Raw genomic sequence first — 15515 nt, forward strand, 5'->3', positions numbered from 1 at the left:
ACAGCGAAAGGTGCTCCGCTGTACGGGTCTGCCGCTCGCCATGACCTACTTCGCGGAGTACGAGACAACTTGAGTAGCGCAGTACGAACGGGCTTGCGTACCCACGGCCCAACGTGCGTACCGACGGTCCTGGTGAAGTACGCAGGGCTTTGCGTACTCCCTCACGAACCCGACTACGAATCTTGTTCCGAGCGAGAGCCAGAAAGTGATTCCGGCGCTACCAGTCGACTTCTCGAACTACGTCCGACTTTCCCGAGGGTCGAGCAGCCGCACGAAGGGAGCACGGAATCATCGCTCCTGCCCACCTTCGTCTCTCCTTCGGAACGTCCTGACCATCGACCGATCGTGGTTGCCCGGCCTCGGACCTTCCTGCGTACCTGGACCGGCAGCAGGGCACACATGGCCCCCGGAATCGCCACCTTCGGCGCACCTGGCGAACAAGGGCCCTTCCGTGCCTCCACGGCCGCCGTCGGCCCGCGAGACCCGGTCTCCCGACACGCCGATGCGAACCAATGCCCGAAGGTGACTGTTACGGTCCTCTCCATCGAATAAGCTCTCTGACAGCAACATCATCCGCTTGGATTATTCGGGCATAACGGAATATCCGTTGATTAACACCTGCCCCGGCAGCCAGCCAGAGAGCATCATTCAGCGAGGAGAGGCCGTTCCGTGGAGAAAATTGCCGTCGCAAGCCAGAAGGGCGGGCCGGGAAAGACCACGTCCACGGTGAACCTCGCTGCCGGCCTCGCCCTCAGCGGAGCCAGCGTGCTCGTCGTCGACATCGAGCCGCAGGCGCAGGCGGGCCAGGCCCTCGGTGTTCGTCTCGGCCGGCCGGACCTCGCCAAGTCGCTGGGGCTCAAACTCCAGGCCGCCGCGCAGGACCTGCCCACGACCTTGAGCGACATCATCATCGACCGGAGCAGTCTCCTCGAGAAGTGGAACGGATCGGGGAGCCTGTCCCTTCTGGCCTCCGAGCAGAACACGATGGTCAACGCCCAGCACATGCTCCACGCCGCGGGCAAGGAGCGGGTCGGGGTCCTTCGCGATCTCCTGGACGAGCTCGACGATCAGTTCGACTACGCCGTGTTCGACACCCCTCCCGCGGTCGAGGCCCTGAACGGTGTCGCCCTCGCGGCCGCCGACTACGCCCTGACACTGTGCCTTCCCCTCCACGCGACGGTCGAAGGCGCGGTCGCCATGCGGTCGACCATCCGGCACGTCAAGGATCGGACGTCGGGCAAGTCCGATCCCAAGTACCTCGGAGCCGTGCTCAACATGTCCAGTCCCCCGAGGGAGTGGAGCACCGAAGAGGTCGAGGTCCGCGACCTCATGGTGGACACCGGTCTCCTGCCCTTCACCACGGACATCCGCCGGGACTCGCGCGTTTCCCGGAGCTACGTGACGGGGGTTCCTGCGGTACTGGGGTTCGCACGTCATGCGCCGGGCCGCCGTTACGCGGAGCTTCTCCAGGAGATGCTCGACCGCATGGACACCTCCGAGGACGAATGGACCATCGCGCCTCGCGGAACCGACGTCGTGAGCACGCTGGGCAAGGAGAGTGCGGGTGTCTGATTCCTCCAGGGCTTCCAAGGAGCAGACGAAGGAGGCCGGCGCGTTCTCCGGGGTGCGCCGCAAGGGTCCCGCCAAGCGCACCGAGCGGCAGGCGGAGGAACGCGAGGCGCGGCAGGAGGCCGCTCGACAACGTGCCGCGCAGCTCATGGCACAGGGCGAGGAGGTCGCCGACGCCGGATTCCTCGGGGACGGCTACGCCCCGCCGCCGGCGGCTCCGGTCACGCCGGTCGTCCCGGTCCCCACGCTCTCCGCAGTTCCCGCGGCTCCCGCTGTTCCCCCGGTTCCCACCGTGGCGATTCCCGCTCCGGGCGGGTCGGGCGAGACGGAGTCGAAGGCCGCCCCGATCGAAGTCGTCGCTGCTCCACCGGTGTCGGTCTCGGTGCCTGCTCCCGTCGCAGTGGAACCTCCCGCGGTCGTCGCGGAGTCCGCCGGCGACCCGCCTGCTTCCGACACCCCTGCCTCCGACACTTCTGCTTCCAACACCGGTGACGTGTCGGCGAAGGCCCCGCGCGTGCGGCAGGTGGCGCACAAGGCTCTGCACAAGTCGTTCGCCGATTCCCGCACCAACTCGCGCACTTGGGAAACCCACGGCGCCAACCTGCTTCCGGACGTCTGGGACGCTCTGCGGGCGCGCATCGCCAAGGATCGAAGGTCGGCGGGCAACCCCGACCTGGCCGCGGGCCACTACATGGACGTCGTCTTTCGGCGTGCCCCGGTGGACGTGGGAGAACTCATCCGGCTCTACCAGAAGTTCTCGGAGCAACGGATGGGCTATCTCGGGAAGGGCCGGAAGTCCACGTTCCGGCTGAGCCCCGCGGGCTTGGCCAGTGCGGCCGAGATCAAGGGTCTCCTGGACGAGGCCGACTATGCCCGCAAGGGCCTGTACGTCGTCTCCGCTCTGGTCGTGCAGTTGCTTCGCGATCTGGAAGCGGAGGGCCCCTTGAGTCGCCCGCAAATCCCTCCGATGGTCTGATTTCACAAGCTCCCGCAGGGGCCCCGCACTCGAAAGCGAGTGCGGGGCCCCTGGTCTTTCTTCGATGCTCGGCGTTTCCGACACGCCGAATGGCCGATGTATTTCGGTGGATCCATCCTCGAATTTCGCGGCGGTATGCGCCGGGTAATCCTGCGAACGTCGTGGCAGAGTGCTGCCGGGGAAGGCGTTCGGAGCCCGGGATTCGCCGGAGTCCGCTCCGCACAGGTGGATGCTTCGCACCGAACCGCTGGCCGGTGAGGCACCGCACAGCCTCATGACCAGCACTTATAGCCATATCAATACCGATAGTCCTACCGATGAGCCTACCCATGTCAATACCGAGACTCTTTGCGATCCACCCGTCCATGGGTATTCCGATACATCCCACGCTCGTTACACCGCACGGCCGCGCGTCCAATGCATCTACTGATGTCGCTGACACGACACTCGGGTCGAATCCTGCAGTAGGCTTCGAGCGGGTCGTCACTTGTCGTAGGAGCCGTTCATGCCACCGAGTCCTGTACTCAGCGCCAATGCTGTGGCTGTTGCCGCCGGAGTCAACAGGAGCTGGGTATATCGCGCGCTGGAAATAGGCGTACTCAGCGAGCCGTGTTTCGCTGCGGACGTCATCGTGCTGCGCGTGTACCGACTCGTCTCACAATTCGTCTGGCCGGACCGGCCACGGCAACGGTCGGTCAAGCACGAGGTCGACACATGGCAGCTCGCGGCGCTCAACGCCGCGCGCGACGCCGTGAACGACCGGACGACCACACCCGAGACCGCGCTGTACGTGCTGCAGGGTCGTGTTCACGTCGCCAACACCCGCCGAGAGCGCGCCGCCCTCGAATCGCCCTCGCCCGACGGCCTGGAACCGGCCGAGCTCGACGCCCAAGTCGTTCTGCGTCTTCCGATCGGCCGGTGGATCGACGAATTGCCGTCGGTACTGGCCAAGACCCCGATGAGCGCGCCCCGGCGCAACCCTCGGATACGTCACTGACCCGGAAGGCGCGGCGCGGGTCGGACCGCGCCGCGCCTTCCGCCGGCTGTCCACATCCCAAGGAACAGGAGGTAGCGCCCAGGTAGTCGAGCCGAACCACAACCACCGCTCCGTCTCCGCAAAAAGCACCGAGCGGCCGGTCTGTGTTTGTCGAAATCAGCTCTCCCTCTTGGAGCGGATCATACCTGCCACCACCGGGGCCGGCCCAGTGTTGCCCCCACACAATCGATCATCCGCCGCCCACAGCCCACTCCGGAATGACGTCGCCGAACGCCTGGCACAACCACGCCCGGTCCGGCCGTTCCGTGGAGCGGACCCCGACATGCCCGCATCCGTGAGGCACCGATTGGTATGGGTTCCCACACGGGTCCTCTCCGCACCCGATCGGTACAACGATCTCGCCGTCGTCCTGCGCTCGAAGATCGACGACCTGGACGTGCGAGACCGAGGCTGCGTCGCGGAACTCGTCACCATCGCGCGATACCTCGGTCTCAAGACCAAGACCGTCGCGCTGCCTGACGGGCGCACCGTCGAGAAGCCCCCGTCGTCGCTGTACGCCGCACAGCGGCAACTGGTCACGAGCGGGGAACTGACGGTCCGCCGCCGCACGTTGCGCGGCGGAACCGGCACCTCCGCGGTGCGTTCGATCGCCCTGCCGCAACCGGGGGAGCAGTGTGTACCCGTCGAAGTGGGCTTGCTCGGCGCCATGTCCCCACAGCACGTACGAGCATACCTGTACATCTCACACGCTCATCGACGGCGACTGCCCCTGACGTACGGCGAGTTGGCCGGCGGCTTGTTGCATCAGTCCGGACGCGCGATCGGCACCGCGATCAGCGAACGCGCCGCACGCGTCGTGGTGACCGACCTCGAGCAGTGGGGCCTCGTGCACGTCGGTCACCGCGCGGGCCGGCAGGGTCGAAACGTCTTCGTTCCGCTCGGACTTCCCAAGCCTGCTCAGCCTGTTCGAGACATCCGGGAAGGCAGGGGGGAATCGAGTCGGGAACCGGCGAGGACCCCGGGTCCGACACTTGAACGGACCTCCCTCGCGTCTAAGGAAGACACCACTACACACCTACAGTTGCCCGCGACCTCCCGAGGGGGTTCCGCCCGTAGGGCGTGTGACGTAAGTAGGCCGAACAGGTCCGACGAGTCGCCCGCTTGCCTTCGGACCGCCACGCCTTCGGCGGAAACCCGCAGGATTGGCGAACAGGAACGGTTCCGATCGGCGTGCGTCTCCGCCTTGGCCGCCGCCGTGTTCGACACGATCGACCCGTTGGTGATCCGGATGAGCCCCGGCCAACGAGCCGTTGCCGCTCGCCTCATCGACAGGGCCGGTGCGGACGACCCGCACCGGATGCTCGTGCGAGTGGGCGAGAGGTTCCGGCAATGCGCGACACCCGTCCGGGATCCGCTGGCCTGGCTCACGTCCAGGGGTCTCCCCCGCCGAGGCTGCGCCGACCCCAACTGCGAAGAGGGTGTCCTGTGGGACGCCCCGGGTTCCATCGGCCACTTCGACCCCGGTGTCGGCTCCGGCTCCCGGCAGCCCTGCCGCAACTGCGCCCGTACCGACGAGGACCGACGCGCGGACGCGGATTGGCTCTACGGCGTAGAGCGGCGGAAACAAGATCACCGACGGCCTGCCGATCACCGCCAGGCCCCGCCACCGCGGCCGGCCCCCTTCGGCTGCTGCGAGAACTGTGACCGTGCCGTACGTGGCCTGCCGCGGGGCGGGCTGTGCTTCGATTGCCGAGCCTCGACGCACAGCTCAGCGGATGACAATGGTTCGGAACACGCGAGAGGCTGCGACGCCCCGTCATCGAGTGACCTGAGCCTGGGCGCTCTCGGTCGATTCTCCGTCCGCCGCATGGTGGTGGACGGCGCCTCCCCGTACTCGCGTGTGTAGCCACCCGCCCGACCTGCTCGCACCGCCCGTGCCCGGTCACGCAGATCATCGTGCGCAGACACGGCGGACACGGCGGACACGGCGGACACGTCCGACGGTTCCGCACCGGGATCCCACGCCGCAGGTCGTCGACATCCGCCGGCGCTCGCGGCCGGGCCTACCCGGTCGGGTGGCCCACGGCATTGGGGGTTTGACGGCCTTCCGACGGGATTACGCCGGCGAGGGCCGATCATCGGGACCCCAGGCCTCCGCCCGTCGAGTGGTCCGACTCCCTACGGGTTCCGGGCCCGCATCCCCCGCATCGTGGGCTCGACCCCTGCTTGGGGCGGCCTGGGAGGGGACGATCGGGTACGAGCGGTCAGATCAGATGCCAGTCCTCGAGATGCCGGAACCGGCGGAGGTAGGTGCCCTTTGCTTCGGCGACAGTTGCGGTCCGGGGCGGCAGTCGTGTGGCGGCGATGAATGCCATCGGGTCCCCGTCGTCGATCCCGGCGGCCACCGCCAACTGCAGTTCGGCGTCCACGAATCGGCCGACGCCGTCGATCGCCGCCGCCGGAGCCAGGGCCAGTGCCAGTGCGGTCACCACGGCGTCCGGTCGCCGACCGACCGGCATCAACACGAGCCCGCCACCGCCGGCCTTCGTGGGCATGATCACCACTTCACGGCGGCCTCCGGTTCGGGGCGCTTCGTGGCGCGGGTGGAGATCTTCTCCGAGAAGACCCGCGTCACTCTGGCCACAGCGAGGGAGTCGAACTGTGCGTCGAGGGACTGCCGGGCGGTCGATGCGCGGGCGTACCCGAGGCGGACGTGCCCGACGGGTTCGGCGCCGGCACTTACCGGCCGGGGGCAGTTCCGTCCACACCGCCCCCGGTTTCCGTACGGCGGAGGTTGGCACGCTGAGCGTCTTGGCGAGTCGGGGCACGAGGCGGAAGCGCGCGGTGTGGTACTGGATGGCCGCCTTCCCCTGCCGGTCCGGCACGGGGAGCCTGCGGGGGCGGCGCAGGTGGACATCGGGCAGTCGTGCGATTCCACGCGTTGAAGTCGTCGCTCACGACCCCGGATCGTTTCATGAGGGTGTTTCAGGCACCCGGCCAGTCAACGAGCCGCGAGACTGCATCGGGCCTGTGGGCAGGCTCTTCAAGGACAGGCTCACGCGTTCTCGCACAAGGTCGACATCGAGGATCTGGACCGTGACCGCCTGACCGGGAGCGACCATGTCGAATGGGGCGCGAACCGGGCGCCAGGACAGCTCCGGAAGTTCGATTGCTGCGGTGAACCCGCCGATGTCAACAGACGCCTTCCCGGAGTCGGCGATCCCCGTCACGGTGCCGGTGATGGTGTCACCGACATGCAGTGTCGTGAGGAAGGCCCAGGTGTGGTCGCTTGGCGCCGGGTCCGTCCTCCACCGGGCCCGCAGTACGCCGTCGGCGTCCGGCAGCACGCCGGTGAACAGCGGATGGCGCCGGGAGACGTACCAGGACCGGACGGCCGCGGCGCGTGCTCCGCTGATTCGTGCCACGACTTCGGCGAACTGCTCTTGGTCGGAGACGGTGCTGCGGATCTGCCGGTCGTGGTCCTCCCAGACGAATTCGGCGGTGTCGTCGGGAAGGTCCGCCAGTACCGCGGTGACGTCGGCGGACAGCTCGGGCCACACGTACAGTAGGGCGCGCGGAGTGAGCCGGGTGCGCACCGAATCCAGGTTGTCCGTGGTGAGCCGGTGCCAGCGGGAGACATTGAAGGCCGGCTGCTCCTCCAGGATCGCCGCCTCGCCTGTGGTCAGGCACCAGGCCAGCCGCGCCCAGAACACGTCATCGGCAGGGCGCTGTACGCCCGGCTCCTCCTCGTACACGGCATCGAGCGGGGACAACTCCAGCTGCACGGGCCTGAACCCCAACGCGTTCGCCAACGTCAACGCCGTGTCGCAGCGGATATTGCCGCCGATGTACATGCTGCTGTCCTCGCCGAGGTGGACGGCGAGGACGCCGGGGACTTCCAGCCGGCACCAGGCCCCCGAATCGCGAAGCATGGCCCGAACCAACTCCAGCGCGACAGGCAGGGCTACCTGTGCGCCGTCGTGGAAGCCGGACAAGTCGTCGGGAAACAATCCGCCCAGTCCGTGGTCGGCGACCTTCGGCTTGCGGGTGAAGGCGTGTGGGCTGGGGACGAGTCCCGGTTCGCGGACGGACAAATGGCGCACCCCCATTTCCTCGGCGAACGCGGCAACCACCCGGAGGTACGCCTCCTCGACGGGGCCTCGGTTGTCGAACGTTTCCTCGGCCCCCACGTAGACGCCCCGCTCAGCGCAATCGGCGCAGGCGGATGGGGTGATCGCGTAGACGTAGTGCAGCACGGCCACCATCCTTGCAAAGCCGCGACAACGCCGCACTCCTCACAGTCCCCCTCTCCGAGGAACCGTACCGCCCGCCCGTAGGGTGGCAGCGCAGCGCGCTGCGGTCCGATTGAGCGGTCGCTCGCACACCGAGGCCAAGTCCGCTACGAAGAGCCCCCTTCGATCCCGGGGTCAGCAGTCCGGTGATGCCGAAGCTCATGGCGATGCGGTGGTCGTCGCGGCAGTCGATGACCGCCGGGCGCGGGAGTGCGGGGGAGATTGCGATCCAGTCCCTGCCTTCGGTGACCGGGACGCCGAGCCTGCGCAGGTTCTCGGCGCAGGCGTCCAGTCGATCCGATTCCTTGACTCGGGTGTTGTACACGTCGGTGATGCATACCGGCCCGTCGGCGAACGGGGCGATGGCGGCCGGCGTGGGCATGGTGTCGGAGATGTCGCGCATGTTCACCTCGATCCCGCGCAGCCGGCCGGTGCCGGCCACGGTGATCGCGTCCTCGCCGATCTCCACGTGGGCGCCCATCAGGGCGAGCACGCGCACGAAGTCGGTGTCGCCTTGCAGCGATCCGGATCCCAGTCCGGGGACGGTGACCCGGTTGCCGGTAAGCGCCGCCGCCGCGAAGAAGTAGCTGCTGGTGGAGGCGTCGGGCTCGATGGTGTGGGTGCGTGCCGTGTAGCCGGTGGGGGCGATGTCGAAGTGGGTGCCGTCGCGGTGGACGACGGCGCCGAACTCCCTCATGAGTGCCATCGTCCGCGGATCGGTGCACCGTGTAACCCGGCGCCCAGTCCTTCGGCGAATGCTTCCGTGTCGTCGGAGACGAGCGGGTGTCGGAGCATGGACACGCCGTCCGCGCAGGCACTGAGAAACAGCGCGCGGGCAGTGGTGGACTTCGACCCGGGAACGCGGACTGTGACCACAGGGCTCCATCACGGCAAACGGTGCGGCTGCAGGGGCACGGACTGCAGCGCACCCGAGCTGCTCCGCGCCAACCGATCTTGTCAGGACCACAAATCCCGGACAACGGGTTATGCCTGGCGGAAAGCAGCCGTGGAGCGGCCGGAGTGTGGGCATCTTTCACGTTGGGCGCGCGTCGGACAGGAGCGCGAGGCAGCGGAGCCGAGGTTTTGGCGATGCCGGTTCCGGGAGCGATCTCGCTGTAGCCGGAGGCTGGTTCCTTGAGGGCCGGGCATACTCGACTTCGGCGGCGGCATGGGCAGCAGCGCGGTCGATGCGGCGGCCGCCGGCTTCGGGCAGGGGTGCGGGCCTGGCGTCATCCGCGAACACACGGGTCAAGGTCGCGGCCGCGACGTGCCGCTTGGGGCGATGAGGTGAATGGAAGGCTATGACGGACGTGCCGATCACGTTGAAGGGTGATCAGCAAGCTGATGTGCTCGTGTACTTCGACGGGGAGTTACTCGCCGGGATTGTTCTCGACGATGTACAGGACACCTACCCCCACTATGGGGGAACGATTGTCGACGGCCCGGCTCTCGCGCTGTGGCGTGAGTTCGTGGAGATTTTCCACGAGGCCGACCTCGAGTTCGACTACTGCCCACACCATCCGGACGAAGGCCGCTACCAGGAGACGGACCTCGCGCTGTATGTCGACGTGTTGAGGGGACTCCAGGGCTCCGGCGAGGGCACGGACCGGGACGATCCCTGGCTCGCTCCGTGGCAAGGCTCCGACTCGGCAAAAGTGGAGGAGTACCTGCGGTTCCTCGATTTTCGCCGCTGGCGGGCAGTGACACGGAACGGAGAGACCGTCATGGGCATCCCGCTGCCGCCCAGCATGGACCTGGACACCAGGCGCTTCCACTTTCGACCGTGACCCGCGCGTCTACCACAACGGCGCACGTCGGGGTGCGGTTCACCGTCGTGACCTCGCCGCGCTGAACTCCTGCGGGTGGCGGGCCTCGCCAACTGCGGCCCGGGGCAGTTCTGGCGGCCGAGTGCCCTTGGCAGCACCGGCCGTCGTGCCGTCACCGGCGCGGAGATCCGCATTCGGTGAAGGACTCTCCGGGTCGCTCGGAGGTGCCGTTGATGCCCGACTGCGCGACACCGTCCGGTTCGTAGTCGGCGGGGTCTTCTCTTTCGTAGTCCGCGAGGGTCGTGGCGCCGAGCGTCGTAGTGAAGTGGTCCAGGCGCAGGTCGAAGTCGAACGACGCAAGGGAAGCGTGGACTGCGGCGAGGTCACGAACGCCGACGGGCAGCGGTTCATCCAGGAAGGACGACGTCGGTCGGGCCGAGACGGGTCGGGCCGTTCCCCACAGCACGGTCAGGGAGTTCGACCCGGGATACGGGGCCAGGTCCTTCAGGTCGAGCGGCAACTTCCCTGAACGATCCGCGAGGTGCAGGTACCCGAGCAGGTACCCGAGCAGGTACCTGCCCTTCATCACGACGAGCGCCAGGCCCAGCACTTCCGTACGCAGCGCCGTGAGGAAGCCCGGGCAGTTTCCGGCGACCGATGCCCACACGCGTTCCAGGGCGTCGGAGAGGCCCGTGCCGGCCGGCATGGGCCACGGGGCGTCCGCCGCGAACGGGACGTCGCCATCGTCGCCCAGCAGCACGAGCCCCCTCAGTTCGGCCGTCTCCACCGTCTGAAGGGTCCCGACCATTCGTCGCCCAGCAGCATCAGTCGGGTGTCGCGCCGCAGCAACTGTTCGACGCCGACGTGGTCACTGCTGGCGAGCACTGTCCGCCAGGTGTGGTTGGCCTCGGTGATGTCCATGATCGCCACCGTAGCCGCCGACGCGGACAGCTCCCCGCCGCATTCCTGACCTGGCCGGAGGGTCGGCGTCGTCAATCATGTTCGGCCCACAGCGGAGGAGTCACCTGCCGCGCATCAAGCACATCGACCAGATCAAGTTCTACCGACCGGGCCGCGAATGTGGCGTGTTCTACCAGTGTCCGAGCATGCCGGGTGAGTCGATGTCGACAGTGATGATGCCGGGCGGGTAGGCGTCCTCGTGTGTGGTGAGCAGGATGGACATGCCGGTGAATTCGGCTCGGGGGAGGGCGCAGTACAAGGCGTGGCAGGTGTCGGGTCCGCCGAGGCCGTCGCGGATCATGGTGCCGACCCCGATGGCCGCGACGGTGTCGAGGGGATCGACGTTCACACTGGTCAGGGCCAGGACCCGGCGGGAGACGTCCTGCTCCTCGGCTTCGGCCTGGGTCAGGCACAGGGCGGGGATCACGAGGTGGTCGCCGGGGGTGCGGGCCATGTTGCCGGCGAGGAGGTTGAGCGTCTTGTGGCCGGCGGCGAGCGCCTTGACCGCGCCGGTGTCCAGGATGATCACGCGAGGGGTTTCCGGGCCTTCTCTGCGGCGATCCGGTGGATGTTGGCCAGGATGTCGGGGGCCTGCTCGAACTCCTCGTCGCTGATCGGGACGCCGATCACCGAGCGCACCGTCTCGCGGTCCGCGGCCAGACGCTCGGCCCGCTGCGCAGCGGTGGGCTGCTCGGCCGCGAGCGCCTCGACCAGTTGCCCGATGCTCAGGCCTCGTTCCTTGGCGAGCTCGGCGAGATGGTCGCGGGTCTCCCGGGGAACCTGGATCGTCGTCGATGTCATAGCATCACTATAGACCCACTACAGGACGATTCCGAGATCATTCCGGGGCCTGTGCTCGTGAGCGCACCAGGGTCGTCGTGTGCCGCGGCCCGATCGCCAGCCGGGCGTACCGTCGCGCTCTCTTCGCTGGGCCTGGCGCAGGAGTTGCCCGTGTGCACGTCGCTGACCCATTCCCAACCGGGCTCCGCCGACGGGCCGACTCCGCCAGGACTCGCACGGTAGACCCGGCCACCGACATCACGCCACGGTTCGCGCCCGAACGCCACGGCCGGGACGGGAGCGGGGCAGTGACGATGACCATGCGTTCCGAGGTGAGGGGCCTCTTCGCCACCGCGTCGAACTCCACGTTCGTCATTTTGTGGAGCCGCACACCACCCTGACCGGCCTATCGCGAGTACCCGTCGGCGCCGAGCGAGGGGCCGGAAACAGCGACGGTAGCGACCGAAGCGACCGAAGTTCCGAAGACGAGGCGCGTTTTTCCCTTGTTGGGTACTCCCCCGGGGGTGTCGAATCTGCTGGGGCAGGGGGACGAGCGACCGTACGGCTTCGGTCGCTCCTTGAGTCGCTCGGCAAAACCGCAGGTCAGGGGCCTCTGATGCGCTTGACAGCGACTGAAGCGACTGAGCTTCCCAATTATGATGACATTCGCGTGCGCGCGTGTGCGTCATAGAGTCCGATCTTCAGTCGCTTCAGTCGCTGATTCGTCGCTCTTGGGGCTGTGACCTGGTCTTTTTCAGAAAGGCGGGCTCAGCGACCGAAGCGACTCAGTCGCTGAACCCGACGGCGTTCGGTCGCTGATCCGCAGAACGGCGGTCCGGGCCGTCGTCGTCGGGGGTCTCCGCTACCCTGACGTGCCTGGAAGCAATTGGGAGCTTCAGTCGCTTCGGTCGCTACCGTCGCTCCACAACGCTCTGACCTGGCCTTTCGGTCAGCGACCGAAAGGAAGACGCCCGATCGACAGGTGCAGTCGGCAACCGTGTGCCAACGGCCCGGGTCGGGCCGGGGCCAATCGGTGTACGGCGGCCCGGCCGTCCGGGCCGCAAGACCGCAGCGACCGGCGGGTCCTGTCGGATCGTCGCCTCGGTCGCTCCCGAGCCTCGACCGCCGGTCGAAGCTGCGGATGGCGTGTGGGGGAGGCCGGCATGGTCGGGAAGGAACGGGCGGCGGTGCCCGAGGCGTTGGCCGTGGCGCGATGGTGCGCGCGGTCGGGATGGCCGGTACATCCGTTGGCCCCTCTACGCAAGACGCCTCCCGCGAACTGCGAAGCCTGTCACGAGCCCGGACACACCCACCTCCACTGCCCGTGCCTGGCGGCCGGTCGTTGGTGCCACGGCTTCCACGCGGCAACGCTGGACCCGCGGCGGATCCGCGCCTGGTGGGGCGGGGGATCAAGATTCGGTGTCGGGGTGGCATGCGGCCCGGCCGACCTGGTCGTCATCGACGTCGATGCCCACGACGCCACCCTGCCCGGGCGGGACCGGCTGCTGCCGGGCATCACGATCGGCGAACACGTCGACCTGACCGGCCTCGCGAGCGGCTTCGACAGCCTGGCCCTGCTCGCCGCGCTGCGCGGGGCCCCGAATCCGACCCAGGACCAAGACACGCTCCGCGTGCGGACCCCCTCCGGCGGCATGCACATCTGGTACCGCACACCGCCGACCCGCAAATGGCTCTGCTCCAGCGGCTCGAGCACCGGCCGGGCCCTAGCCTGGCAGGTGGACGTACGCGGCGTCGGCGGCTACATCGTCGCCCCCGGCACCCACACCGCGACGGGCGTCTACGCCCCCGTGGGCACCTGCCGCATACCCGCCCTGCTCCCGACGTGGCTGGCCACCGAACTCGCCCGTACCGGCCACGCGGACCGTCCCGACCTCCCGGGCACGCCCCATCCGGTGCCGCCCCGGGCCCGGCTCGCGGTCGCCGCGGCGGGCGGGTACGCGAACGTCGCCGCGAAAGCGTTGGCCACGGTGCTGCAGGAGGTCGCGGACTGTGCGCTCGTACCGTCCGGCGCCGCGTTCAACGACAAGCTCAACCGGGCCGCCTACACCGCCGGCGGCCTGGTCGCCGCCGGCCACCTCGACGCCGCGGACGCCGAACGCCTGCTCCTGGAAGCCGCCGAGCACGCCCGTCCCGGGCACGTGCAGCGATCACTGTCCACCATTCGCGGCGGCATGACGGCCGGCCGGGCCAGGCCGCTGAACCCCGGAGGCCGCCCGTGAGCGGTACTCCGCGCTCCCGCTTCGACGCCGCGGCCGCCGCCGCCCGGATCCTCGCGGATCAGGCCACCCTGCCGCTCTTCCCGGGACAGGACACCGCCCCGGCCACCGCCACTCCCGGTCCGGGCGGCGCGACCAGTCTCGGGCTGGTCCCCGACTCGCTCTCGGACCGAGGGAACGCGAAGGCCTTCGTCGCGCTGTACGGCGCCGACTTCCGGCACGTCCCCGGCCTGGGTTGGTACCGCTGGGCCGGACATCGCTGGCAACTCGACGAGGACGACACCGTGCTGTGGGCGGCCGGAGACATGGCCGAGACCCTTGCCACCTCCGATCCCCACCGCACCCACTCCGACGCGGAACTGCGCAAGCACCGCCGCCGATCGCTGTCCACGTCGGGCCTCAAATCCCTGCTGATGCAGGCCCAGGCGGCCCCCGGCATGGTGCTGCGCGCCGAACACCTGGACGCCGAGCCCTACGCCCTGTGCACCCCCGGCGGCGTGGTCGACCTGCACACCGGCGCCGTCGCCGCCCCCGATCCGGAAAAGCACAACCACTCCCGTTCGTGCACCGTGGCCCCCAGCTCGATGCCCACCCCGCGGTGGAACCGGTTCCTCACCGACACCTTCGGCGACGACGCCGAAGGCGCCGAGATGATCGACTTCCTGCACCTGCTCCTCGGGTACTCGGTCACCGGCGACGTCGGGGCACAGATCATGCCGTTCCTGTACGGCCTCGGAAAGAACGGCAAGAGTGTCCTGCTGGACGTGCTGGTGACGCTGCTCGGCGACTACGCCGACGCCGCCCCGCCCGGGTTCCTGATGGCCAAGCCGTTCGAAGGTCACCCCACCGACCTGGCCGAACTCCACGGGCGCCGCGTTATCGTCTGCTCCGAACTCAAGCCCGGCGACCGCTTCGACGAAGCCCGCTTCAAGCTGCTGACCGGCGGCGACCGGCTCAAGGCCCGGCGGATGCGGCAGGACTTCTTCAGCTTCGAACCCACCCATAAGCTCTGGCTGTTGGGCAACCACCGCCCCGAAGTCACCTCGGGTGGTTTTGCGTTCTGGCGGCGCATGCGCCTGGTGCCGTTCGAGCGTGTGGTCGCCGACGAGCACCGCGTCGACAACCTCGCCCAGGTCCTCGTCTCCGAAGAGGGCCCCGGGATCCTGGCCTGGCTGGTCGAGGGCGCCCGCCGCTACCTCACCGGCGACCGCGACCTCACCGGCCCGCCCCGCGTACGCGTCGCCACCCACGCGTACGCGGAGACCGAGGACCACATCGGGCGCTTCGTCGACGAACGCTGCACCCTCGCCGCGGGCATGCGCGCCGAGCAGACCGGCCTGTACGCGGCGTATCGCACCTGGTGCGGTTTCGAGGACACCTCGCCGGTTTCCGCACGCGCGTTCGCGGCGAGGATCCGAGAGACGGTCGGATTGACCTCGCCCCGCCAGATGACCACGTCCAACCAACGCAAGTACTACCCGGGCATCGGCCTGCTCGACGACACCGAGGAGACCCCGTGAGCGCGCTGATCACGCCGGACCAGATCGCCCACGAGACCGGCATCGTCTGGCTCGAGGACCCCACCGACCTCGACTACGTCCGCCAGGTCCTCGACCGTCTCCCACGCCGTACCGGCACCCCCGCCTTCCACCGCGACGGCCGCATGATCGGCTACGCCACCCTCGGCCCCCAGGCCCGAGCCTCCCGAGCTTCCGGCACCTACCGCCGCCGCGTCTTCTGGCTCGCCCCCCACGACCGCGACCAGGCCCCCTCCGGCGCCTACGTCTCCGGCGCCCCCTCCGAGGCGGTCGACCCCCGCACGCTCGAGCCGAAGGTTCCCGGACACAAGACCGAGCGCTCCGAGGGCGGTCCGCCGTCCGAGGCCATGCGCGAACTGGGGATCACGCTCCCCAAGGGGTAGGCGGCCGATCGCCGTGG

General features: G+C 68.7%; 15 protein-coding genes and 1 pseudogene. 7 read left to right on the forward strand and 9 right to left on the reverse strand.

Annotated elements, in window-relative coordinates; all coding sequences use genetic code 11:
• Positions 1-669 precede the first annotated feature (669 nt).
• The 3 genes from ACWCPW_RS14440 to ACWCPW_RS14450 all read left to right on the forward strand — a co-directional run bounded on the left by ACWCPW_RS14440 (position 670) and on the right by ACWCPW_RS14450 (position 3542).
• The gene (locus ACWCPW_RS14440; RefSeq protein ID WP_449761842.1) at positions 670-1572 is read left to right on the forward strand and encodes a ParA family protein; all 903 of its coding nucleotides are present in this window, start codon (positions 670-672) and stop codon (positions 1570-1572) included.
• Positions 1565-2545 carry a hypothetical protein gene (locus tag ACWCPW_RS14445; RefSeq protein WP_449761843.1) on the forward strand — a complete coding sequence of 327 codons (981 nt, stop codon included), beginning with the start codon at positions 1565-1567 and terminating at the stop codon, positions 2543-2545. Before ACWCPW_RS14440 ends, ACWCPW_RS14445 begins: the two co-directional genes overlap by 8 nt.
• A gap of 505 nt (positions 2546-3050) precedes the next feature.
• The gene (locus tag ACWCPW_RS14450) at positions 3051-3542 is read left to right on the forward strand and encodes a hypothetical protein (protein WP_449761844.1); all 492 of its coding nucleotides are present in this window, start codon (positions 3051-3053) and stop codon (positions 3540-3542) included.
• Between the two features lie 742 nt (positions 3543-4284).
• Here ACWCPW_RS14450 and ACWCPW_RS14455 read toward each other — a convergent pair.
• The 5 genes and pseudogenes from ACWCPW_RS14455 to ACWCPW_RS14475 form a co-directional block, all read right to left on the reverse strand.
• On the reverse strand, positions 4285-4434 hold the full coding sequence (locus ACWCPW_RS14455; RefSeq protein WP_449761845.1) for a hypothetical protein: 150 nt from the start codon (positions 4432-4434) through the stop codon (positions 4285-4287).
• A gap of 1372 nt (positions 4435-5806) precedes the next feature.
• A complete protein-coding gene (locus ACWCPW_RS14460; protein WP_449761846.1) occupies positions 5807-6097 on the reverse strand; it encodes a hypothetical protein in 291 nt (96 codons plus the stop codon).
• A 417-nt stretch (positions 6098-6514) separates the two neighbouring features.
• Positions 6515-7807, reverse strand: a complete 1293-nt coding sequence (locus tag ACWCPW_RS14465) for a S1 RNA-binding domain-containing protein (RefSeq protein ID WP_449761847.1) — start codon at positions 7805-7807, stop codon at positions 6515-6517.
• A gap of 154 nt (positions 7808-7961) precedes the next feature.
• A pseudogene (locus ACWCPW_RS14470) lies at positions 7962-8543 on the reverse strand (3-phosphoshikimate 1-carboxyvinyltransferase); the annotation flags it as partial.
• Positions 8528-8710, reverse strand: coding sequence for a hypothetical protein (locus ACWCPW_RS14475; RefSeq protein ID WP_449761994.1), 183 nt, complete (start codon positions 8708-8710; stop codon positions 8528-8530). The gene ACWCPW_RS14475 and the pseudogene ACWCPW_RS14470, both read right to left, overlap by 16 nt.
• A 425-nt stretch (positions 8711-9135) precedes the next feature.
• On the opposite strand from ACWCPW_RS14475, the gene ACWCPW_RS14480 reads away from it, so the two are divergent.
• Positions 9136-9621 (forward strand): hypothetical protein, encoded by a 486-nt coding sequence (locus ACWCPW_RS14480; RefSeq protein ID WP_449761848.1) that lies wholly within the window; start codon positions 9136-9138, stop codon positions 9619-9621.
• Between the two features lie 151 nt (positions 9622-9772).
• On the opposite strand, the gene ACWCPW_RS14485 is transcribed toward ACWCPW_RS14480, so the two are convergent.
• The 4 genes from ACWCPW_RS14485 to ACWCPW_RS14500 form a co-directional block, all read right to left on the reverse strand.
• Entirely contained in the window at positions 9773-10387 is a 615-nt protein-coding gene (locus ACWCPW_RS14485; protein WP_449761849.1) for a hypothetical protein, read from the reverse strand.
• Entirely contained in the window at positions 10369-10521 is a 153-nt protein-coding gene (locus ACWCPW_RS14490; RefSeq protein ID WP_449761850.1) for a hypothetical protein, read from the reverse strand. Before ACWCPW_RS14490 ends, ACWCPW_RS14485 begins: the two co-directional genes overlap by 19 nt.
• Positions 10522-10690: 169 nt before the next feature.
• Positions 10691-11089, reverse strand: a complete 399-nt coding sequence (locus tag ACWCPW_RS14495) for a hypothetical protein (RefSeq protein WP_449761851.1) — start codon at positions 11087-11089, stop codon at positions 10691-10693.
• Complete coding sequence (locus ACWCPW_RS14500; RefSeq protein ID WP_449761852.1) at positions 11086-11361, reverse strand: hypothetical protein; 276 nt, start codon at positions 11359-11361, stop codon at positions 11086-11088. Before ACWCPW_RS14500 ends, ACWCPW_RS14495 begins: the two co-directional genes overlap by 4 nt.
• A 1184-nt stretch (positions 11362-12545) precedes the next feature.
• Between ACWCPW_RS14500 and ACWCPW_RS14505 the strand changes: the two genes are divergently transcribed.
• Genes ACWCPW_RS14505 through ACWCPW_RS14515 form a run of 3 tightly spaced genes read left to right on the forward strand, consistent with a single transcriptional unit; the run spans position 12546 to position 15498 of the window.
• Positions 12546-13580, forward strand: coding sequence for a bifunctional DNA primase/polymerase (locus ACWCPW_RS14505; RefSeq protein ID WP_449761995.1), 1035 nt, complete (start codon positions 12546-12548; stop codon positions 13578-13580).
• Complete coding sequence (locus ACWCPW_RS14510; RefSeq protein WP_449761853.1) at positions 13577-15097, forward strand: DNA primase family protein; 1521 nt, start codon at positions 13577-13579, stop codon at positions 15095-15097. The genes ACWCPW_RS14505 and ACWCPW_RS14510 overlap by 4 nt, the downstream gene beginning before the upstream one ends.
• The gene (locus ACWCPW_RS14515; RefSeq protein ID WP_449761854.1) at positions 15094-15498 is read left to right on the forward strand and encodes a DUF6009 family protein; all 405 of its coding nucleotides are present in this window, start codon (positions 15094-15096) and stop codon (positions 15496-15498) included. The genes ACWCPW_RS14510 and ACWCPW_RS14515 overlap by 4 nt, the downstream gene beginning before the upstream one ends.
• Positions 15499-15515 lie beyond the last annotated feature (17 nt).

The organism is Embleya sp. NPDC001921, from assembly GCF_053594475.1.